General features: G+C 68.5%; 18 protein-coding genes. 4 read left to right on the top strand and 14 right to left on the bottom strand.

All coding sequences use genetic code 11. The features are described 5' to 3' along the window. The first annotated feature begins 3 nt into the window (after positions 1-3). A complete protein-coding gene (locus H7F38_RS08990) occupies positions 4-633 on the top strand; it encodes a hypothetical protein (RefSeq protein WP_187093770.1) in 630 nt (209 codons plus the stop codon). A gap of 255 nt (positions 634-888) precedes the next feature. Then, positions 889-1,794: an A/G-specific adenine glycosylase gene (locus tag H7F38_RS08985; RefSeq protein ID WP_370531352.1), complete on the top strand. Its 906-nt coding sequence runs from the start codon at positions 889-891 to the stop codon at positions 1,792-1,794. 155 nt (positions 1,795-1,949) lie between these two features. On the opposite strand, the gene H7F38_RS08980 is transcribed toward H7F38_RS08985, so the two are convergent. The 3 genes from H7F38_RS08980 to lysS form a co-directional block, all read right to left on the bottom strand. Then, positions 1,950-4,472, bottom strand: coding sequence for an ATP-dependent Clp protease ATP-binding subunit (locus H7F38_RS08980; RefSeq protein ID WP_187093769.1), 2,523 nt, complete (start codon positions 4,470-4,472; stop codon positions 1,950-1,952). A 410-nt stretch (positions 4,473-4,882) separates the two neighbouring features. Then, a complete protein-coding gene (locus H7F38_RS08975) occupies positions 4,883-5,251 on the bottom strand; it encodes an Lsr2 family protein (RefSeq protein ID WP_187093768.1) in 369 nt (122 codons plus the stop codon). 337 nt (positions 5,252-5,588) lie between these two features. Continuing rightward, positions 5,589-7,058 carry a lysine--tRNA ligase gene (gene lysS, locus H7F38_RS08970; RefSeq protein WP_187093767.1) on the bottom strand — a complete coding sequence of 490 codons (1,470 nt, stop codon included), beginning with the start codon at positions 7,056-7,058 and terminating at the stop codon, positions 5,589-5,591. Between the two features lie 576 nt (positions 7,059-7,634). On the opposite strand from lysS, the gene H7F38_RS08965 reads away from it, so the two are divergent. Next, positions 7,635-8,564, top strand: a complete 930-nt coding sequence (locus H7F38_RS08965) for a 3-methyladenine DNA glycosylase (protein WP_222618557.1) — start codon at positions 7,635-7,637, stop codon at positions 8,562-8,564. 76 nt (positions 8,565-8,640) lie between these two features. Here H7F38_RS08965 and H7F38_RS08960 read toward each other — a convergent pair whose 3' ends face one another. The 7 genes from H7F38_RS08960 to ftsH all read right to left on the bottom strand — a co-directional run bounded on the left by H7F38_RS08960 (position 8,641) and on the right by ftsH (position 15,622). Beyond that, the gene (locus H7F38_RS08960) at positions 8,641-10,161 is read right to left on the bottom strand and encodes a DUF6779 domain-containing protein (RefSeq protein ID WP_187093766.1); all 1,521 of its coding nucleotides are present in this window, start codon (positions 10,159-10,161) and stop codon (positions 8,641-8,643) included. A 146-nt stretch (positions 10,162-10,307) separates the two neighbouring features. Further along, a complete protein-coding gene (locus H7F38_RS08955; RefSeq protein ID WP_222618556.1) occupies positions 10,308-10,802 on the bottom strand; it encodes a DUF3180 domain-containing protein in 495 nt (164 codons plus the stop codon). Further along, positions 10,792-11,277, bottom strand: coding sequence for a 2-amino-4-hydroxy-6-hydroxymethyldihydropteridine diphosphokinase (gene folK / locus H7F38_RS08950; RefSeq protein ID WP_187093765.1), 486 nt, complete (start codon positions 11,275-11,277; stop codon positions 10,792-10,794). The genes H7F38_RS08955 and folK overlap by 11 nt, the downstream gene beginning before the upstream one ends. Next, on the bottom strand, positions 11,274-11,651 hold the full coding sequence (gene folB / locus H7F38_RS08945; RefSeq protein WP_187093764.1) for a dihydroneopterin aldolase: 378 nt from the start codon (positions 11,649-11,651) through the stop codon (positions 11,274-11,276). Before folB ends, folK begins: the two co-directional genes overlap by 4 nt. Next, positions 11,644-12,612 carry a dihydropteroate synthase gene (gene folP, locus H7F38_RS08940; RefSeq protein WP_187093763.1) on the bottom strand — a complete coding sequence of 323 codons (969 nt, stop codon included), beginning with the start codon at positions 12,610-12,612 and terminating at the stop codon, positions 11,644-11,646. The genes folB and folP overlap by 8 nt, the downstream gene beginning before the upstream one ends. A gap of 5 nt (positions 12,613-12,617) precedes the next feature. Further along, entirely contained in the window at positions 12,618-13,202 is a 585-nt protein-coding gene (folE, locus tag H7F38_RS08935; protein WP_187093762.1) for a GTP cyclohydrolase I FolE, read from the bottom strand. Next, a complete protein-coding gene (gene ftsH, locus H7F38_RS08930) occupies positions 13,199-15,622 on the bottom strand; it encodes an ATP-dependent zinc metalloprotease FtsH (protein ID WP_187093761.1) in 2,424 nt (807 codons plus the stop codon). The genes folE and ftsH overlap by 4 nt, the downstream gene beginning before the upstream one ends. A 597-nt stretch (positions 15,623-16,219) precedes the next feature. Here ftsH and H7F38_RS08925 point away from each other — a divergent pair. Further along, on the top strand, positions 16,220-17,305 hold the full coding sequence (locus H7F38_RS08925) for a hypothetical protein (RefSeq protein WP_187093760.1): 1,086 nt from the start codon (positions 16,220-16,222) through the stop codon (positions 17,303-17,305). Between the two features lie 259 nt (positions 17,306-17,564). On the opposite strand, the gene hpt is transcribed toward H7F38_RS08925, so the two are convergent. The 4 genes from hpt to dacB all read right to left on the bottom strand — a co-directional run bounded on the left by hpt (position 17,565) and on the right by dacB (position 21,884). Continuing rightward, on the bottom strand, positions 17,565-18,050 hold the full coding sequence (gene hpt, locus H7F38_RS08920; protein ID WP_370531351.1) for a hypoxanthine phosphoribosyltransferase: 486 nt from the start codon (positions 18,048-18,050) through the stop codon (positions 17,565-17,567). Positions 18,051-18,375: 325 nt separating this feature from the next. Then, complete coding sequence (gene tilS, locus H7F38_RS08915; RefSeq protein WP_222618555.1) at positions 18,376-19,338, bottom strand: tRNA lysidine(34) synthetase TilS; 963 nt, start codon at positions 19,336-19,338, stop codon at positions 18,376-18,378. Next, positions 19,335-20,378 (bottom strand): zinc-dependent metalloprotease, encoded by a 1,044-nt coding sequence (locus tag H7F38_RS08910; protein WP_187093759.1) that lies wholly within the window; start codon positions 20,376-20,378, stop codon positions 19,335-19,337. The genes tilS and H7F38_RS08910 overlap by 4 nt, the downstream gene beginning before the upstream one ends. 87 nt (positions 20,379-20,465) lie before the next feature. After that, on the bottom strand, positions 20,466-21,884 hold the full coding sequence (dacB, locus tag H7F38_RS08905; protein ID WP_187093758.1) for a D-alanyl-D-alanine carboxypeptidase/D-alanyl-D-alanine-endopeptidase: 1,419 nt from the start codon (positions 21,882-21,884) through the stop codon (positions 20,466-20,468). Between the last annotated feature and the right edge of the window lie 273 nt (positions 21,885-22,157).

The raw sequence follows: 22,157 nt of genomic DNA, 5'->3' as shown, positions 1-22,157 counted from the left end.
CCGGTGTTCCGCACCGAGACGCCGAGCGTGGGCTGCACCCCGGGCGCAAAGCTGGGGGCACCGGTACTGGCGACCAGCGCGAGCGACGCATCGGGGCACAGCAGCCGGCCCTGCGCATCGGTGGTCGGCGCCGGCGGCGACGCGCTGGTCGGCTTCGGGGGCGTCGTCGAGGTCGCGGCCTTCGTGGGCGCAGTGGAGCTCGCCGTGGTACTCGGCGGAGTCGTCTTCGCGGGACCCGCCTTGGCGGGGGGGGTGGTCGCGGCGGTGGTCTTCGCGGCGGTGGTCTTCGCAGCGGTGGTCTTCGCAGCGGTGGTCTGGGCAGCCGAGGTACTCGCGGGCATCGTCGTGGGCTTGCTCGACGGCGCGGAGGTCTTCGTGACGGTCGCGCTCATCGGTTTCGACGAGCTCGAGAGCGCCGAGCTGCTGGGGGGGACCGACGCAGACAACACCGGGGGCGACGCCGAGCGGGACGCGAGCACGCCCGTCAGGGTCGGTGCCGAGGATCCGCTCGCCACGACCGCGGCACCGGACCGGTTGGCGGCGGTCCGCTTCGTCTTCTGGATGACCAGGAAACCAACGCCGATCAGCACGATGACGGCCGCCACGATCACGCTGACCCGACGAAGCCAGTAGACCCGGGAATTGAGGGGACCGACGGGATGCATCACGGCCTCGACGGTAATCTCGAACAGGGCGGATTCCGTGGAAGCAGGGCCGATGCAGGAACCGGCACAGCACATCGACCGGCCACCAGCAGCAGATCGACCACGACACCACCGGACCGCACCCGGACCGGACCGGTACCGGGGCCTACGACAAGGACAACTGCGATGACGGCGATCGAACCGCCATGGGAGACCAGTGGTTCGACAGGGGAGGTGTTCTCCACTGAGCACGGTCCCTGAGCCCGTTCCGGATTCCCGACCCGACGCGTTGGATCCCGATGCCCTGCTCGCCTTCTTCGACGGTCGGGGACGTGACCTCCCGTGGCGAGCGGCGCGGGCCGGCCCGTGGGCGGTGATGGTCAGCGAATTCATGCTCCAGCAGACGCCGGTGGTCCGCGTGCTGCCGGTCTTCGGCCCCTGGATGGAACGTTGGCCGCGCCCCGCCGACCTGGCGGCGGATTCCCCCGGCGACGCGGTGCGGGCCTGGGGACGGCTGGGGTATCCGCGCCGGGCGCTGCGACTCCACGCCACGGCGACCGCGATCACCATTGGACACGGCGGCCGGGTCCCGTCCGAGATCAGCACGCTGATGGCCCTTCCGGGCGTCGGCGACTACACCGCCAGGGCGATCGCCGCCTTCGCGTTCGGGGCCAGAACGCCCGTCGTCGACACCAACGTCCGGCGGGTGCTGTCGCGGGCGGTCCGCGGCCTGGACAGCATCCGGGAGCCGGCCACCCCCGCCGACCGGCGCGAGCTGGAGTCGCTGCTGCCGCCTGAACCCTTGGTGGCAGCACGTTTCTCGGCCGCCGTCATGGAACTCGGGGCGCTCGTCTGCACGGCCAACAATCCGGCCTGCCCTGACTGCCCGCTCCGCGAGAGGTGCGCCTGGCGGGCGGCCGGCTACCCGTCGGTCACCGCAAGGCGGCCGGTGCAGACCTGGGCCGGAACGGATCGTCAGGTACGCGGACGGATCATGTCCTTTCTTCGTGACTCGACCCATCCCGTCGTGCCTGCGGCCGTCGACGTCGTCTGGCCGGACGCGGACCAGCGGGCGCGCTGTGTCACGTCGCTGGTGCGCGACGGGTTGGCCGTCCGTCTGCCGGACGGCGCTCTCACGCTGCCCTCCTGAGCTGACCCGGTGGCCAGAGCCGGCCGCTCGGGGATCCAGGACACCGTCACCCTCACCGACGCCTGGCGACGGTCGTCCCCCTGGAACAGCGGAGCGGGCCGGACGATCACTCGTCCGGCCCGCTCGCCGTTCACTTCACCAGGAAACGACCCTGGTCATTCCTTCTCGAGGCTGATGCCCGGTCCCTCGGCCGCCAGTGCGGCGACGGTGTCCGGAATCTCCGACGGGCGGGGAACCCCGACGAAGGTGAAGACCTGGTCGGCGCCCTCGCCTTCGACGTCGACGGCCACGATCTGGCCGGGCTTGATCTCGTCGAACAGGATCTTCTCGGAGAGCTTGTCCTCGATCTCGCGCTGGATGGTCCGACGCAACGGACGGGCACCCAACACCGGATCGAATCCACGCTCGCCGAGCAGCTTCTTCGCGGCGTCGGTGACCTCGAGCCCCATGTCCTTGTTCTTCAGGGCCTTCTCGACGCGCTTGAGCATGAGCGTGACCATGATCATGATCTGCTCCGGCGTCAGCTGGTGGAAGACCACCACGTCGTCGATGCGGTTGAGGAACTCGGGCCGGAAGTGGCGCTTGAGCTCTTCGTTGACCTTCGTCTTCATGCGCTCGTAGTTCGACTCGTCGCCGCCCTGCGAGAAGCCCATGCCGACGGCCTTCGAGATGTCCTGCGTACCGAGGTTGGAGGTGAAGACGATGACGGTGTTCTTGAAGTCGACCGTCCGGCCCTGACCATCGGTGAGACGTCCATCCTCCAACACCTGCAGCAGCGTGTTGTAGATGTCCGGGTGAGCCTTCTCGATCTCGTCGAACAGCACCACCGAGAACGGCTTGCGACGGACCTTCTCCGTCAGCTGCCCACCCTCTTCGTAGCCCACGTATCCGGGAGGGGCACCGAAGAGCCGCGACGCGGTGTACCGGTCGTGGAATTCACCCATGTCGACCTGGATCAGTGCGTCCTCGTCGCCGAAGAGGAACTCGGCCAGCGCCTTGGTCAGTTCAGTCTTGCCGACGCCCGAGGGGCCGGCGAAGATGAAGGAACCGGACGGGCGCTTCGGGTCCTTGAGCCCTGCGCGCGTGCGACGGATCGCCTGGGACACGGCCTTGACGGCCTGGTCCTGGCCGATGATCCGCTTGTGCAGCTCATCTTCCATGCGGAGCAGCCGGGAGGTCTCCTCCTCGGTCAACTTGAACACCGGGATGCCGGTCCAGTTGGCCAGCACCTCCGCGATCTGCTCGTCGTCGACCTCGGAGACGACATCCAGATCGCCGTCCTTCCAAGCCTTCTCGCGCTCGGCCTTCTTCGTCAGCAGCTGCTTCTCCGAATCGCGGAGCGCAGCGGCCTTCTCGAAGTCCTGCGAGTCGATCGCGGATTCCTTGTCGCGACGCACGTTCGCAAGCTTCTCGTCGAAGTCGCGCAGGTCCGGCGGCGCAGTCATCCGGCGGATGCGCATCCGCGCGCCCGCCTCGTCGATCAGGTCGATCGCCTTGTCCGGGAGGAACCGGTCGTTGATGTACCGGTCGGCCAGGGTGGCCGCGGCTACGAGCGCCTCGTCGGAGATGGTGATCCGGTGGTGCGCCTCGTAGCGGTCGCGGAGCCCCTTGAGGATCTCGATCGTGTGGGCCACCGTCGGCTCGCCGACCTGGATCGGCTGGAAACGGCGCTCCAGAGCGGCGTCCTTCTCGACGTGCTTGCGGTACTCGTCCAGCGTGGTGGCGCCGATCGTCTGCAGTTCACCACGCGCGAGCATCGGCTTCAGGATCGAGGCCGCATCGATCGCACCCTCGGCAGCGCCGGCACCCACCAGCGTGTGCAGCTCGTCGATGAACAGGATGATGTCGCCGCGGGTGCGGATCTCCTTGAGAACCTTCTTCAGGCGCTCCTCGAAATCACCGCGGTAGCGCGAGCCGGCCACCAGCGAGCCGAGGTCGAGGGTGTAGAGGTGCTTGTCCTTCAGAGTCTGCGGGACGTCGCCACGGATGATCGCCTGGGCGAGGCCCTCGACGACGGCCGTCTTGCCGACGCCGGGCTCGCCGATCAGCACCGGGTTGTTCTTGGTGCGGCGGGACAGCACCTGCATGACCCGCTCGATCTCCTTCTCGCGGCCGATGACCGGATCCAGCTTGCCCTCGCGGGCGGACTGGGTCAGGTTGCGGCCGAACTGGTCCAGGACCAGGGAGGTCGACGGTGTGCCTTCGGAACGTCCGCCTTCGGCGGCCGCAGTTTCCTTGCCCTGGTAGCCGGACAGCAGCTGCAGAACCTGCTGACGGACCCGGTTCAGGTCGGCGCCGAGCTTCTGCAGCACCTGGGCGGCGACGCCTTCACCCTCACGGATGAGGCCCAGCAGGATGTGCTCGGTCCCGATGTAGTTGTGCCCGAGTTGCAGGGCCTCGCGCAACGAGAGCTCCAGCACCTTCTTGGCGCGCGGGGTGAAGGGGATGTGCCCGGACGGGGCCTGCTGGCCCTGGCCGATGATCTCCTCGACCTGGGCGCGGACACCTTCCAGTGCGATGCCCAGCGATTCCAGCGCTTTGGCGGCGACACCCTCGCCCTCGTGGATGAGGCCGAGCAGGATGTGCTCGGTTCCGATGTAGTTGTGGTTCAGCATCCGGGCCTCTTCCTGGGCCAGGACAACCACGCGACGCGCTCTGTCGGTAAATCTTTCGAACATGTGCACTCCTTACGAGCGTGCGCGGCAGGGAGGTGGTCCATTCCGTGTTGACGTCCTCAGCGAGTAGTTCGCTGCCGAAGCCGATACGGACCGGATCGTCGAAAGTCTAGTCGGGCCGGGCCAGCAGGCCCGGTTCCTTCATCCACTCGTGACAGAGAGCTCTGCGCACCAGAGCCCCCACGATGTCTACAACGCTCCCCCTAGCTGCGGCGTTCCACCAGAGACCTTCGGTACGCCGAGGGCGAACAACGACCGTCCGCGCGCTCGGGACGCGCAGTTGTGACCGTCCCGAGACACGACCGCACCGGGGCAGGCCCCGCAGACGCAGACCCAGCAGACGCAGACGACCCCCGGGCCGCGTGGCGGCCGGGGGTCGGACTGTGCCGCCCGACGAACGGGCGTCGATCGGATCAGTGAGCCGACTCGAAGGCATCCAGGACTGCGGCCGACAGACGGCCCCTCTCGGACACTTCGTAGCCCGCGGCGCGGGCCCATTCGCGGATGGCGGCGGTCTGCTCGCGGTCGGGTGCGGTGCGGGCAGCGGACTTGGTGGCCTTGGCCGGCTTGGCCTTGGCGCTGCGGGCGGCGACCACGCGGCGGCCGCCGTCGATGCGACGGGCATGGGCCGTGAAGTTGGCCAGCGCATCGCGAAGTTTCTTGGCGTTCTTGTCGGTCAGATCGATCTCGAAGTTCGCGCCGTCCAGTGAAAAGGCAACGGTTTCGGCGGCGACGGTTCCGTCCAAATCATCAACGAGACTGACGGTGGTCATGGTGGCCATGGATTTTCCTCCTGATAGGGCCAGGTCGGCCGTGAGATGTTCAATCACCAGATTAGATCACAAAAGGGTAAATAACCAACCACCACGCCCCATTGGGCGGGCCGCCTTCGCTGTGTCGACCGACACCCGGCGATTCAATCGGTTTAGCCGGCCCGCGATTGTTGGATCGAGATGGTCACCGGCCCGGGAAACGAGCACACCGCCCAGCTCTCTCACACCTTTTCACCCGGCTATGCACAAACTCCCGAGCCCATGACCAGCCCGCGTCAATCACGTGACGATTGCTACGGCCGGGTGTCCGGGATTGTCCGCAACGAACTCCAATGGCTGGCGCTCTTCACTCCCCTGGGCGCACGAAGGGGAACAGGATGGTCTCCCGGATTCCCAAACCTGTCAGTGCCATCAGCAGCCGGTCCACTCCCATACCCATCCCGCCCGACGGCGGCATGCCGTATTCCATCGCCCGGAGGAAGTCCTCGTCCAGCACCATGGCCTCGACGTCACCCAGGCCGGCAAACCGTGCCTGGTCGACAAATCGCTCCCGTTGCACCACCGGGTCGACGAGCTCCGAATAGGCCGTTGCCGTTTCCACTCCGCGGATGTAGAGATCCCACTTCTCGGCCAGGCCCGGGGTGTCCCGGTGGGCCCTGGTCAACGGTGACGTCTCGGCCGGAAAATCCCGGACGAAGGTCGGGAGGACCAGCGAGTCGACCACCAGGGCCTCGAACAGCTCCTCGGCGAGTTTCCCCGGACCGTAGTGCGGAGCCACCGCGACATCGAACCTGCCGGCCAACTCGACCAGACGGGCCATCGGTGTCTCGACGTCGATATCGGTGCCGGCCGCCTCCGACAATGCGCCGTACAAGGTGATGCTGGCCCACTCCCCGCCGAGATCGAAGATGGAGCCGTCGGCGTGCGTCACCGCGGTGGTCCCGAAGATCTCGACGGCCGCGTTCTGGATGAGGGTCCGGGTCAGCTCGGCCATCGCGTTGTAGTCCGAGTAGGCCTCGTAGGTCTCGAGCATCGCGAATTCGGGTGAATGCGACGAGTCCGCGCCTTCGTTGCGAAAGTTACGGTTGATCTCGAAGACCCGGTCGATACCGCCGACCACACAACGCTTCAGGTAGAGCTCCGGCGCGATCCGCAGGAAGACATCCATGTCCATGGCGTTCATGTGCGTGGCGAAAGGCCGGGCGGCGGCACCACCGTGCAGCACCTGCAACATCGGTGTCTCCACCTCGAGATATCCCCGCTCGTGGAGGGTCTGTCGCAGCGACCGATTCGCCAGCGCCCGCACTTCCACGTTTCGCCGGGCCTGCGGGCGGACGATCAGGTCGACGTAGCGCTGCCGGACACGGTTCTCCTCCGACAATGGCTTGTGGGCCACCGGCAGCGGCCGGAGCGACTTGGCGGTGAGCTGCCATGATTCGGCCAGCACGCTCAGTTCGCCTCGGCGGGAGGTGATCACCTCTCCACTCGCGAAAAGGTGATCGCCGAGATCGACATCGGATTTGAATGCGGCCAGCGACTCGGCGCCGACGGACGCGAGCGAGACCATCACCTGGAGTTCGGTACCCGTCTCCCCGGCTCCACCCTCGCGAAGTGTCACAAAGCACAACTTCCCGGAGTTCCGCAGGAAGATGACCCGACCGGTGACCCCCACCATCTTCCCGGTCTTCGCGTCGGGTTCGAGATCCGGAAACTCGGCGCGGAGTTCGGCAAGGCCCGTCGTACGCGGTACGCCCACCGGGTAAGGATCAATTCCGGCATTCAACAGACGAGTGCGCTTCTCGCGGCGAACACGCATCTGCTCGGGCAGATCATCATCCGGCGTAGCGGGCGGTCGGGGGTTGGAACCGGACTTATCCGACCCCGAAGGGATCGATGTCGGGTAATTGATCGGTTCGTCGTGGTTGGCGTCGTCCACTGGACCGCCGGATGCAGAGCTCACAGTTGTCCAGACTACGTCGCCGGGTTCCACGTTCCGGACATAAATCGGCCGTGGTCGGCCCGTGCCCGGACGCAGCCGTGACGCCTGGTTCGCGTGCGTCACTCCCCGGAGCGATCACCTCTGCATCAACGCTGTGGTGGCATCAACGCAGCAGTGGCTTCAACGCAGCGGTGGCTTCACCGCCGTGGGGCTTCAACGCAGCAGGGTAGCGACCGACCACGATCGGATCCGCCCCGGCAGCCCGATCTCCCCGATACCGCCGGTCGATATCCCGGACCGGAGAGGGTGGACAATCGAATGCATGGGGTACTCAGTTTCGGGCCGGCGTGGCGATCGAAGGACTGACGTCGACCGCCGGGAAACGAATTGCTACCGGGGTGCCATTCGATGACGAAGCGGACTTCAATTCCGGACCTCGGTACAAAATGTCCGATGGCTGTTCCGGCGCCGGCCGACGGTGCCGGTGACCGGCTCCCGATCCTCCTCGAGAGCGACCGGTGGGAAATGCTCGAGCAGCAGCACCACGCACAGGTCGACGAACTCACCGCCGATCACCGCGCCCGCTCCGCGGTGCACCGCACGCACCCCGTCGAGGACTTCCTCTTCACCTACTACTCGTTCCGGCCGTCCCAGCTCCGGCGTTGGCATCCCGGGTCCGGTATCGGCCTGCTGGACGCGCCCCACCGAGCGACGTGGCGCTTTCATCGGACCCTCGATCGCGCGGCCGGCGGGCGGACGGCCGTGGTCGCCGACCCGGTGGAGTTCCTGACGGTCCGGGGCCAGAGCGTGCTGTTCATCCGCGAACTCCTGCAGCGGACGGCCGTCGCCGTCCCACAGTTCGGCTGCTTCGGTCTGCACGAGTGGGCCATGGTCTTCCAGGAGGACGAGCGGCGGCATCTGTCCTGGCCACTTCGCCTCGGCCGCGCGGGTACCGACGCCGTCGTCCGCGACCAGCAGATCCGTTGCTCCCACTACGACGCCTTCAGATTCTTCACACCGGCGGCCAGGCCGCGGAATCTGCTGGCGCCGGATCTCGCCTCCCGGGACCGGATGGAGCAGCCGGGTTGTCTGCACGCTTCGATGGACCTCTACAAGTGGGCCTACCGGTTGACCCCGATCGTCTCGAGCGTCCTGCTGCTGGACTGCTTCCGGTTCGCCCGGGCCATCAGGGAGGTCGACATGCGCGCGTCGCCCTACGACCTCGGCGAGCTCGGCCTCCCGGCGATCACCATCGAGAACGCCGCCGGCCGGGCCGAGTACGTCGTCGCCCAGAAGGAGTTCGCCCGGCGCGGGCAGCAACTGCGGGCCCGGCTGCTCCAGGACCTCGATGCCGCCTTCGGCCATGTGGGGCCGCAGCCGTAGGGACGACCGGTACGGGCCGGGGTAACAGCAGGAGCCCGGGCCTCGGGAGTTCGGCTGGAGAGAAGGCCGGCGTTCGTCAGTCCTCGGCGCGGCGGCGGCGGCGCGGCGTGCCCTCGGTGGCGCCGTAGGCAGCGAGCAGGTCGGCCACCGAGATCCCGGCCGAATGCCCGGTCCCGGCGTCCGCATGCTCCGGCGGACTGTCAGGGCCCATGACTGGTTCGGTGTCGGCGGTCACTGGTTCGGTGTCGGCGATCACGGTTTCCGGGTCGAGCTCCGATGTCGTCGCCGCCATGACGACGGCCGCCGGCTCGGGCGTCGGCTCTGGCGCCGGCTGGGGTTCGACTTCAGCCTCAACTGCCGGTTCGGGTTCGGGTTCCGGCTCGGGGTCCGGCGCCGGTTCGGCCTCGGCTTCAACCACGTGCGCGGCTCCATCAACGGGTGCAGCCGCATCGACGTGCGCCGCATCGTCGACGGGTGCGACCTCGTGTAACTGCGCGACCTCGTCAACCGGCGCCACGTCGTCGACATGCGCGATCTGGTGTACCTGCGCGACCTCGTCAACCGGCGCCACGTCGTCGACATGCGCGATCTGGTGTACCTGCGCGACTTCGTCAACCGGCGCCACGTCGTCGACATGCGCGATCTGGTGTACCTGCGCGACTTCGTCAACCGGCGTCACGTCGTCGACGTGCGGCACCTCGGCTGCGGGTTCCGGCACTTCGTCGGCCTCGCCCGGCGCGACGGCCACCGCGGCGGGAGCGGCCGGCGGCACGGACGCCTGCGTGAACGGTGTCGCCACGTTCGCGAACGGCGACGCCGGCGCCTGGCCCTGTGCATGTCCGTTCCCAGGGACGTTCCCGGTGACGGGGACGGGCGCATCGACCACTACCGGACCGACCGACGCATCCGTGCCCCCGCGCACTCCGGCTCCGAAGGTCGCCCGCGGGAACTGCACCGTGTCGTCCTCCCGCATCGGGTACGGCGTGCGTGACGGCGGCCCCGACGGAGTCCCGACGGCCACCGGCGCCCCCGACTGACCTCCGACGTAGGGTCCGGTCGACCCCGGGACGTTCTCGATCTGCCCGGTGCGCGCCATGGCGGCCAGCCGGCCGCGGCCACTATCGCCGCCCACCTGTCGCACGCGCGTCGATTCGGCCGACAGGGTCAGCCGTTCGAAGAGCAGATCGCCGTCCAGCAGCCCGGACAGCGTGTTGTTCAGTCGGTCCAATTGCTCCCTCAGGCCCGCCAGTTCTTCGCGGTGCCTGGTCTCGGCATCCTCCCGGGCGGCTTCGGACACCCCGATCTCGTACTCACGCCGGGCACTGATCTCCCGGTGCAGTTCCAGTTCGTAGGTTCGCTTGCTCTCCTCGGTCTTCTGCTCGGCCGTTCGGGCGGTCCTGCGGAAATAGACCACCGGAAATGCCGTGGTGAGCGCAGCCCAGACCCCCAGCAGCGCAGCGAGCTTCAGCAGGCGGACGTCAGTGGAGAACACCGCGACGGCGACGGCCCCGATCGCCAGCAGGAAACCCAGCACCAGCAGGCCCCGCATGAGCACAGGCGTCGCACCACGGCGGGAGCGGTTCGCTGCTGGACTCATGGCCCACAGGTTACCGGGAGCAGACGTGTTCGTAGACGGACTCACCCGCGCCGGGAGGCCGGTGATCTGTCAGCACGGGTCGACCGGCGGCAGACGACCGCCGGGAGCGCATCGTGCTCACGCATCGTGCGTTCTCGTCGACGGCGTCACCGGCGCACATCCCGCGGATCAACCGGTGCACGGCAGCAGTATTCGAGGTACAGCGCGCCCGCGGTCATGACCGCGGCGCACGCCAGTCCCACCACTGCGGTCAACGAATCGGATCGGGCGGCGGAGATCACCGAGGAGTCCGGAAGCACGTAGAGCAGCAGTCCCAGCCACAACCCGGACAGGGCCGCGCCCGCCAGTGCGGTCGCCTTGGCCGCCACCAGGGCGCGCGCAGCCGTCAACGGCGGGACGGGTCTGACCGCAGGACGGTCGGTCCCACGATGGGCCTGGATCCTGGCCCGCAACCCACGCCCGAAGATCGCCTCGGCGACCCCGACCAGGGCGGCCGCCAGGCCGGCGAACCGAGGCAGCGCGGGAATGCGCCCATAGTTCAGGCGCACCAACAGATATCCGGCGATCGCGGCGATCAGCGCAACGGCCAACATGTCGCGGGGGCGAGTGGAGCCCATCCGATTCTCGCGGTCAGCCGACATGCCCGACCATCGTGATGTCGGAAGCGTCGAGCCCGGCCAGCAGACCGGCGATCGATCCGTACCCCGGCAGCACGGCCATCGGGTCGATCTCCAGCCAAGGCACCAGCACGAACGCCCGCTCGAAAGCACGCGGATGTGGCAGGAGCAGATCGGGGTCCAGCGATTCGATGTCGTCCACCATCACCACATCGGCGTCCAGAGTCCTCGGACCCCAGCGAATGTCTCGGACCCGGCCGGCGGCCTGCTCGAGTTCGCGGCACAGACCCCACCAGCCGTAGGCATCCAGCTCCCCCGATATCGCGATCAGGGTGAGGTTGTAGTAGTCGTCCTGAGGGACCGGACCCCACGGCGGCGTCCGGTAGATCGAGGAGACGGCAAGCAGGTCAACCTGTTTGGCAAGCACCGCAACGGCATCGGTCAGACGGGCGTGGCGGTCCCCCAGGTTGGAACCCAGGGACAGCACCGCACGCGTCATGGTGTCCCCCCGCGTTTGACCGACCGCCGGATCGTCACTGCCACGTCGGTGAAATCCAACGGGATCGGGGCCGAGGGTTTGTGGACGGTGACCTCGACGGCGTGCAGCACGTAGGTGCGCATCACGGTGTCGGCGATCTGGCCGGCCACCGCTTCGATGAGGTCCCTCGGCGGGCCGGCCACGATCTCGGCCGCCAACTGGGCCAGTTCGCCGTAGTGGATGGTGGTCTTGAGGTCGTCGGTGACCACCGCATCGCTGAGGTCGAGCCACAGCGTGATGTCGATGACGAAGTGCTGACCCTCACGCCTCTCGTGCTCGAAAACACCGTGATGACCAAAGATCCGCAGGCCGGTGAGGGTGATCCGGTCAGCCATGGGTCCTCCTGGTCAGTCGTCCGAAATGGTAGTCGGGACCGGTGGCCGTCCCGCCATCGGGCGCCAGCGGCCCCGGCGGATCTGAGCGAGCGAAACCCCGGTCTCCGAAGAGTATTTCCGGGCCGGGACCGGACTCGGCCAGCACCTTCAGGGCGTCCCGCGTCGGCTCTGGTTCGTGCACCCGGATACCCCAGACCCCGCCCCGGGCGGCCAGCAGCGAGACCGCCGCGGTCGCCGCCTCCCGACCGGCCGCCGGGCGGAACTCCCCGTCGTCCCCGGCCAGCAACTCGCCGAGGAACCGCTTGCGGGACGCACCGATGAGCACCGGCAGCCCGAGGTCCACCAACGCTCCAAGATTCCGGAGCAGGGCCCAGTTGTGGTCCGAGTTCTTGGCGAATCCGAGCCCGGGATCCAGGATCAGGCTGCGCTGGTCCACCCCGGCCCCCAAGGCGCCGTCCACCTGACGCAGCAGTTCGTCACGAACTTCTCCGACCACGTCACGGTAGTGCGCCTCACCGGCCATCGTCGCGCTGTGTGCCCGCCAGTGCATCAAAATCCAGGGCGCGCCCGAATCGGCGGCCACGTGAGCCATCCCGGGATCGGCGAGTCCACCCGACACGTCGTTGAGAATGGACGCCCCGGCCTGCAGCGCCGCCTCCGCCACCACGGCTCTGGTGGTGTCCACCGAGCAGAGAATGCCCCTGGCGTGCAGCTCTCGGATCACCGGAATGACCCGCCCGGCTTCTGTTTCGGCATCGATGCGGTGCGCGCCCGGTCTGGTCGACTCGCCCCCGACGTCCACGACATCGGCCCCGGCTGCCGCGAGGGCGACCCCGTGTTCGATCGCCGCTGCAGCCCGATCCCACCTGCCGCCGTCCGAGAACGAGTCCGGCGTCACGTTCAGGACCCCGAACACCCAGGCACGTGGTCCGAAGGCCGGGAACGACGCAGAAGTACTCACCTGACTCAGCGTCCCGTGATCAGGCTCATCGCCTCGGCACGGGTACTGGCCCTGGTCTGGAAGATCCCGCGCACCGCGGACGTGGTGGTGATCGCCCCCGGCTTCCGAATGCCGCGCATCGCCATGCACAGGTGCTCGGCTTCGATGACGACGATCACGCCGGCCGGGTGCAGCTTGCGCACCAACGCCTCCGCGATCTGGGTCGTCAGACGTTCCTGGACCTGGGGGCGTTTGGAGTAGCCCTCCACCACCCTGGCCAGTTTCGACAAACCGGTGACCTTGCCGTCCGGGCCGGGGATGTAGCCGACGTGGGCGTTACCGAAGAACGGCACCAGATGGTGCTCGCACGTCGAGTACATCGGGATGTCCCGGATCAGCACCATCTCGGCGTGGTTCTCCGAGAACACCGTCTCCAGCACCATGTCCGGATCCGTGTAGAGGCCACTGAACTGCTCTGCGAAGGCGCGGGCAACCCGGCCGGGCGTGTCCTTCAGACCGTCCCGGTCGATGTCCTCGCCGCAGGCGATCAACAGCTCACGCACGGCCGCCTCGGCGCGGGCCTGGTCGAACGACGGCAGCTTCACCGTCATCGGCGCTGATCCCCGGGGGGCGCCCAGGGATCGATCGGTCCGTTCTCCTCGTTCTGACCCTCCGGAGCGCGGTGTCCACCCGTGGGAGGGCCCGGGTTGTGCCCGTTGGCCTGGGGGTAACCGTTGCCGGAGCCGCCGTTGGCCGGTCCGGACCAGCCGTTCTGCGGACCACCGTTCTGCGGACTACCGTTCTGGGCACCGCCGTTCTGGGGTCCACCGTTCTGGGGTACGCCGTTCTGCGGACCGCCGGGCCAGGTGCCCGGCAGCGGTGCCAGCGGCCCGGGCAGGACGCCACCCGTCCAGTTCTGGGGCCGTCCGCCGTTCTGGGCGGGGGCGTACGGATTGGGAGCGGGGTACGGCTGGCCGTAGCCGGCCGGCGGGCCCTGGGGTGCGCCGTAGGGATAGGGCTGCCCGTACCCGGCCGGTGGCTGTGATCCCATCGGGGCCCCGACCGGGACCGGCGCCTTCGTGAGCTGCGGGGGCTGCGGCGGCGGCCATGGCTCGCCGCGTTCGACGGCCAGTTCGCCCGGGGTCTTGATCGGCGGACGGTCGGAGGGGACCCGCTGGCCCCAGTCGTCGAACGTGGTGATCCGCGGGCGCTTGACGACCGAGGCGAAGATGACCTCGAGATCCTTGCGCTCCAACGTTTCCCGCTCGAGCAGCTTGGTGGCCAGATCGTCCAGCACGTCGCGGTACTCGTTCAAGACGGCCCATGCCTCGGTGTGGGCGGCCTCGATCAGGGCGCGCACCTCGCCGTCGATCTCCGCACCGACCTCGAGCGAGTAGTCGGGCGAGTGGCCGTAGGTCCGACCCAGGAACGGCTCGTCGTCGCCGGTGCCGTACTTGACCGCGCCCAGCTTCGCCGACATGCCGTACTCGGTGACCATGGCGCGTGCGATCTTGGTGGCCTGGGCGATGTCGGAGGACGCGCCGGTGGTCGGCTCGGCGAAGACCAGTTCTTCGGCGGCACGCCCGCCCATCGCCATCACCAGGCGGGCGATCATCTCGGTGCGCGTCATCAGGCCCTTGTCGTCCTCGGGCACGACCAGCGCGTGACCACCCGTGCGTCCCCGCGGCATGATGGTCACCTTGTAGACCGGCTCCAGATCGGGCATCGCCCACGCCGCCAGCGCGTGTCCGCCCTCGTGGTACGCGGTGATCTTGCGTTCCTTCTCGGAGATGACCTTGCCCTTGCGGGCCGGCCCACCGACGACGCGGTCGACCGATTCCTCGAGCGCGGCGTTCGTGATGACGGTGCCATGGGTGCGCGCGGTCAGCAGGGCCGCCTCGTTGATGACGTTGGCCAGGTCTGCGCCGGACATGCCGACGGTGCGCTTGGCGAGCGGCAGGAATTCGACGTCCGGAGCGAACGGCTTGCCCTTGGAATGCACAGCCAGGATCGCCTGACGCCCCCTGAGATCGGGTTGCCCGACCGGGATCTGGCGGTCGAAACGGCCGGGCCGCAGCAGAGCGGGGTCCAGGATGTCGGGCCGGTTGGTGGCGGCGATCAGGATGATGCCGCCCTTGGCCTCGAACCCGTCCATCTCGACGAGCAGCTGGTTGAGGGTCTGCTCGCGCTCGTCGTGACCGCCGCCCATCCCGGCACCGCGGTGCCGGCCGACGGCATCGATCTCGTCGACGAAGATGATGGCCGGGGCGTTCGCCTTGGCCTGCTCGAACAGGTCCCGGACGCGCGAAGCACCCACCCCGACGAACATCTCGACGAAGTCCGAGCCCGAGATCGTGTAGAACGGCACGCCGGCCTCGCCGGCGACGGCGCGGGCCAGCAAGGTCTTGCCGGTGCCGGGCGGCCCGTAGAGCAGGACACCCTTGGGGATCTTGGCGCCGAGCGCCTGGTACCTGGCCGGGTTCTGCAGGAAGTCACGGATCTCGTCGAGCTCCTCGACCGCCTCGTCGGCACCGGCGACATCGGTGAACTTGGTCTGCGGCATGTCCTTGTTCAGCAACTTGGCCTTGGACTTGCCGAACGACATCACCTTGTTGCCGCCACCCTGGGCGTTGTTCATCATCCAGAGCAGGAACAGGATGATCAGGCCGATCGGAATCAGGTAGATCAGCAGCGAGAACAGTCCGGACTGGCTGGTCACCGCAGTGTCGTACCCGGCGACCTTGGAGGCCTGGACGGCCTTGAACACGTCGTTGGACGCGGCGTCCGGGTAGAGCGCGTAGATCTGGCTCGATCCGTCCACCTGGTTGTTCAAGGTCAGCCGGATCCGCTGTTCCTTGTCGTCGATGGTGGCCTGCTTGGCGTTGCCGTTGGACAACTGGGCCAGCACGACCGAGGTCGGCTCCGCCTTGTAGTTCTTGGTGTCGTCGGACAGGTAGGAGTACAGCAGGTACGCGACGAAGGCAACGGCCACCCACAGCAGAGGCGAGCGAATCAGGCGCTTACGGTCCATGTGGCGTTCGGCCGGCGAGCGGCCTCCACCCTCTCTGAGAAATCAGACATCCCGGTTCGCCGGCGGCGACGCCGTGAACCCACATGCTTGCGTGGTCTTGTTCCGATGACTTGCTCCAGTGGTCCGACCCGCCGTTCCGGCGCCTGCGGCCAAGGCGTCAACCTCGACCACCGACCACCGAATCGCCGGGCCCGACCATTGCATTGAGCGTACCGCGGACCAGATTGGTTCCCCGCGTGTTCCGCGCAGGGCGTGATCAGGCGGTATGACCGCGCCCCAGCGGTAGGACCGCATCCCGGCGGTAGGACCGCATCCCGGCGGTAGGACCGCATCCCGGCGGTATGACCGCGCCCCGGAGGTAGGACCGCATGCCGGCGGTAGGACCGCGCCCCGGGCGGTATGACCGCGCCCCGGGCGGTATGACCGCATCCCGGCGGTAGGACGCGGGCCGTCCCGGTAGGACGCTCGAGGGTCCGACGAGTGCCCGGCCCGTCATACCGGGGAGGATCCGTCCTGGTCCATCCCCATGCTCGGAGTTGTCCACATCCTGGCCGATGGCCAGGCCCGCAGGATCGTCCGACCGCGAGAGTGTGCAGCATGGACGAGACCCCGCTGTTCCTCGATCGTGCCAAGTTGCTGGCTGGCGATGTGGCCGTCGCGCGCCTCGATGGCCTGCAACGCTCGGGTGAACTGCACCGACTGCGCCGAGGGCGGTATATCGCCGGAGAGGTCTGGGCCCGGTCCACCGAACAGGAGCGTCATCGGCTGCGGGCTCTGGAACTCGGCGGGGAACTCGGCGGACGAGCGGTGATCAGCCACGAGTCGGCCGCTCTGCTGCTGGGGCTGGAACCACCGTCCGGCCCACCGGGCAAGGTGCACGTGACCTGGCCGGGGAGTCCCGGACGCCGGGCGACCACCAATGTGCACCCCCATCGAGGACGGCTGGACCGGCAGGACCTCACCCTGGTCGAAGGGGTCCTGACGACCAGTGCTGCGCGCACCGTGTTCGACGTGGCGAGGTCGTCGACGCCGGAACGGACTCTCGCTGCAGCCGACTCGGCGCTGCGGCTGAACCTGACGACTGCGGCGCAACTGCGCGCGGTGATCGAGCGCAACCCGGGCATCCCGGGCGCATTCCTGGCCTGCCGACTCCTTGCGTTCGCCGACGCCAGAGCCGAGAGCGTCGGGGAATCCATCTGCCGACTCCGGATGGCCCAACTGGGTCTCCCGATCCCCGAACTGCAGACGGAGATCCGGCTCGCCGGTCAAGGCACTACCGCACGTGTCGATTTCGACTTCGCCGGGCAGCGAACCGTCTGCGAGTTCGACGGCCGGGTGAAGTACGGGCGGCTGCTCCAGCCAGGACAGAGTCCCGGTGACGCGGTCTTCCACGAGAAGGTGAGGGAAGACCGGATCCGGGACACCGGACGACAGATGGTCAGGGTCACCTGGGCGGATCTCGCGCGCGGTGCCGCGGTGCTCCAGCGGTTCGGTGCAGCGTTCGCACGTGCCGGATGCCCGGATTGGCGTCCCGAACCCCGTCGTTTCCTCACCGCAGCCGATCTCTCCTTGCCGCAGCAGATCTCTCCGCGCGGCGCCTCGCCCCAGCCCGTCGCCGCAGCCCACGCAGCCCATCGCAGCCCACGCAGCCCATCTCGTATGACCACTGACCAGGTCGTATGACGCTCAAGCGTCCTACTAGGGGGCACCGGATCATACGAGCCGGGGCCGGTCGTACAAGCTGAGCCGGGGCCGGTCGTACAAGCTGAGCCGGGGCCGGTCGTACAAGCTGAGCCGGGGCCGGTCGTACAAGCTGAGCCGGGGCCGGTCATACAAGCTGAGCCGGGGCCGGTCATACGAGCTATGCCGGGCCGAGCCGGGCCGCCGGGCCGAGCCGGGCCGCCGGGCCGAGCCGAGCCGAGCGAGCCTGGCGAGCCGCGCGTCAGGCGTACATGTGCTCCCCGAGCAGCCCGACGAACGGGAGGTCGCGATAGCGCTCGTTGAAGTCCAGACCGTAGCCGACGACGAAGTCGGTGGGGATGTCGAACCCGACGTACGCGACCTCGACCTCCACCTTCACCGCCTCCGGCTTGCGCAGCAGGGCGACGATCTCGATCGAGGCCGGCCCGCGCGTCTGGAGGTTCCGCTGCAGCCAGGACAGGGTCAGGCCGGAGTCGATGATGTCCTCGACGATGACGACGCGCCGGCCGGTGATGTCCCGGTCGAGATCCTTGAGGATCCGTACCACCCCCGACGACGAGGTCGCCGAACCGTAGGAGCTGACGGCCATGAACTCCAGCTCCGAGGGGATCGGCAACGCTCTCGCGAAGTCGGTGACGAACATCACCGCTCCCTTGAGGACGCAGACGAGCAGCGGTGGGGTGTCCCCGGTGTGGTTGGCCGCTACCGCCTTGGCCAGCGCACTGATCTTGGCCTGCAGCACCTGCTCGGAGATGAGGGTCGCCGCGATCTCGCCGTGATATCCGTGCTCGACGCCGGGATCGAGGTCGCCGGGGCCGGGGCGGACGGCGTCGGCGGAGGTCAGGATGGTGGTCAGAGCATTTGCGGTTGCCGGGATGCCGGGCACGCGTCTCCCCAGATTGGTCTGGTCCGGTCCCGCACGACGGGCCGTACCTACGGATGCGGTGGCCACCGTCGGCGGCTCACGGGTCAGCCTGCCATCGCGCCCGTCAAGAGTCCATCGGGGTCGGACCTGACGCGCGCCGGCACCCGCGCAAGCTCCGGTACCGGTCTCAGGCGTCGACGGGGACGGCCCGCAGCGTGGTCCCGGTCCGGACGGCGTCGACCGCACCGGGCAGGCGTACCGCCCCGGTCCGCCGCGGCCCCATCGCCAACGAATCGAGCCGCAGAAGGTGTTCCGCAGTCAGTGCTTTCGCGCCCATCGCATCGGCCCAGGCCCGCAGCGCACGGCGTCGCAGCGCGACCGGATGGGCGGCCAGCGCCTCGAGATCGACCACCCCGCCGGACTGCCAGACCTCCGCGAGCACCCTGGCCGCCAGGTAGTCCAGCGCCTGCAGGTCCTCGGCGAGCAGGGTCGCCGTTCGAGCAAGTGCCGACCGGACCCCGCCCCCTAGTACGTCCTCCATCAGCGGCAGCACCTCGCGCCGCAGCCGGACCCGGGTGAACGCCGGATCAAAGTTCTGCGGATCCGCCCAGTAGTCGAGACCTGCTTCCTGGCACGCTTTTTCAGTGTCTTCACGGCCCAGTTCCAACAGTGGGCGACCCCACGGCCGGCGCCACCGCGACATCCCGGCGATCGACCGGGGGCCCGACCCGCGCCCGAGCCCGAGCAGCACCGTCTCGGCCTGGTCGTCGGCCGTGTGGCCCAGCAGCACGGCGTGGTGGGCGGTGCCCAGGTCACCGGAGGCGGGCAGCAGTGAGCGATACCGCGCGGCTCTGGCCGCTGCCTCGGTGCCACCCTGCGTGCCCACCGTCACGGTCTCGATCCGCACGGTGCTATAGCCGATGTCGTGCAGTTGCTCCGCCGTCCGGAGCGCCTGGCCGGCCGATCCCTCCTGCAACCGGTGATCGACGGTCACGGCGTCCAGGATCGACTCCTCGATCTCGGCGATCGCTGCCAGGGCCAGGGCCAGCGAGTCGGCGCCTCCCGAACAGGCGACCGTCACGCGGGCACAGGATGCCCCGAACTCGGACATCCAGCTCCGGACGGCGGCGCCGACCAGATCGACGCTCACTGCAGGACCCGGTTGATCCAGCCCTGCGGATCAGTGGTCTCCGCCCTGGTGGGCAGGGTCTCCGGGGAAGTCCAGATGGTGTTGAACCGCTCCATCCCGACCTCCTCGACGACAGAACCGACGAACGCAGCTCCCTTGACGTACTGCGCCATCTTCATGTCCATCCCGAGCAGCGACCGAAGGATCCGGTCGAACGGGCCACGGCCCTTCTTGCGACGCGCGGTGAACGAATTGCGGATGGACCCGACGGACGGGATCACGCTCGGCCCCACCGCGTCCATCACATGGTCGGCGTGACCTTCCAGCAAGGTCATCAGTGCCATCAACTGGTCGAAGATCGCGCGTTGCTCCGGTGTCTGGATCGTCTCGATCCAGGAGCCGCCTGCGCCGGATCGGGAGCCGCCCTTCACCGCCCGCACGAGCCGGCCCAGCAGCTCGCTCGGATCCGTGTCGGCGGCCGCCCCGAATTCGGCGACCAGCGTCCGGAAGTGTTCGCGCAGCCACGGCACCGCCGTGAACTGCAGACGGTGGGTGCTCTCGTGCAGGCACACCCACATCCGGAAGTCGGCCCGATCGGCCTCCAGCTCCCGCTCGACCTTGATGATGTTCGGCGCGACCAGCAGCAACACTCCGGGGGTGGCGGCATCCGGACCGGCGAGCGTCAACGGGTCGTACTGACCGAGCACCCGGCTGGACAGGAAGCTCAGCACCACACCCAGCTGGGCGCCGGCAGCGGCCTTGGCACGTGGCGCCTGGCCGAGCTTGCCACTGAGTTTGGCTGCCAGCGGCGCGGTCAGCTCGGCCATCCCGGCCGCGGTGGCCTCGATCCAGTGCGGCCGATCGACGATCCTGGCCAGTTCGACGGGAAGTCCGTGCCCGAGCCCGGTCGTGTCCCTGACGATCAGCTCGGCCCTGGCCGAGAAGTCCTGAAGGTCGTCGACGGCCTGCCGGGCCTCCAGGTGCGAGACGTGCGGCCCGGTGGGGGCCAGCCGCTGTCCGGCACGGACGGCAGCAGCCCAGTCGATCGCTTCGGCAGCCATGGGTCAACGGTAGAGCAGCCGCGCTCCGGCCGGTCCCCGCACCGCACCCCGGAACCGGGGGGAGGCCAACCCGCACGAGAAGCCCGGTCAGCTGCAGCCGCACCCGCGCAACGCGGCCGCAAAGACGTCCTGCGCGTTCAGCCCGGGGTTGGACACCCCGTTGGAGTTGAGCCCGAACACCAGGAGTCGTCCGTCGACATCCGGGACGTAGCCGACCATCGCGTAGGTGACCTGGACCTTTCCGGTCTTCGCCCGCACCCAACCGATACCCGGCTTGGCCGCGGCGGACGTGAACCGGTTCTGGGCCTTGGACAGCGTGCCCGAAACGCCCGCCACCGGAAGACCCGTGATCAGGCCGCGCAGCGCCGGGATCCGTCCGCTGACGGCAGCGTCCATCACGCCGGCCATCAGGGCGACCGGCGCTCGGTCGATGATCGACAGACCCGACCCGTCGACCATCGTCAGGCCGACCGTGTCGAACTTCAGATCCTGCAGCGCGATCGTGACGGCCTGAGCGGCGCCCGTGAAACTCGGTGCGCCGCCGAGCGTGATGGAGACCTGGCGGGCGAGCGCCTCGGCCAGCACGTTGTCGGAGTTGAGCAGGGCCTGGGCCAGCAGCACGGACATGGGCTGGGACCGGACGCTGGCCAGCACCTTCGCGCCCTTGGGTGCGGTGCCATCGGTGGTCACGCTCAGATTCGGGTTGCCCAGCGCCCTGGCCAGCGCCTTCCCTGCGGTCATCGCCGGGGTGCCGGTGCGCGAGGAGTTCTCGTCCGAGGGATCCTTCCGGTCGCCGTCGACCATCAGGGCCTGCATCTTGGTGATGAACCCGCCCGCGACGTCACCGGCATCCCAGCCCTGCGCCAGGTCGTCGCCGGTCCAGTAGCTGGTGTCGGTGACGATCCTGGTCACCTTGGCGCCGGAGGCCACCACCTGCGCGGCCAGGTCAGCGACCGTCGGGGCTCCGGAATAGACCGTGTTCACGTTGGCCGACCTGGCGGACAGCGTCACGTCCCCGCCGCCGACGAAGTAGATGGTGCCGTCGGCTCCCTGGACGATCCTGGTGGTGAACCGGCTGGCCGGGTCGACCTTGGACAGCAGCGCGGCACCGGTCAGCAACTTCATCGTCGACGCCGGCTGGCTCACGGTGTTCGGGCTCTTGCTCCACAGCACCTTTCCGGTGGCCGCGTCGATCACGATGCCCGTGAACTGGGCCAGCGCCCGGTTGGCCAGCGCCGGCCCGAGGATCTTCGTGACACCGGCCGCGGTCGGGACCTTGCCCGCATCGACCGCCAACGGCTTGATCCTCGCCGCGGCCACGGTCACCGGCGGGTCGACTGCGGAGATGGTCGGCGGGGCGACGACCGAGCTGACCCCCGGGGTCGTCGTCGTCGAATTGGCGGTCTTCGGCCAGAACAGCACGGCGACCGTCGCGGCCGCAGCCACCAGCAGGAGCGACACCACGATGATCATTGCCTTGCGGCCCGACGAACGCGTCCCTGACACAACTCTCCTTCTGTCGCACATCCGAACCGGTCATCGCAACGGCACCACCCCGAGAACCCCGGCCGGCACACGAGCGGGTCGCCGTGCGACGCAGAGCGACCCGCGGCGCAGAACCACACGGTGACCGCGACCTCCGCCGACACAGTGTGATTGAAACCTCGCCCCGCAGCGCAAGGCAACCGGGCAACACCGACCCGGCACGGTCGGACTCCAGACTAGAGTCTCGACGTAGGCAGTTTGTGAAGCGGTGGCCCGGGATTCCCTCGTGAGAAC

Source organism: Nakamurella sp. PAMC28650, from assembly GCF_014303395.1.
Lineage (GTDB): Bacteria > Actinomycetota > Actinomycetes > Mycobacteriales > Nakamurellaceae > Nakamurella.
This window is presented reverse-complemented; position numbering and strand designations above follow the sequence as displayed.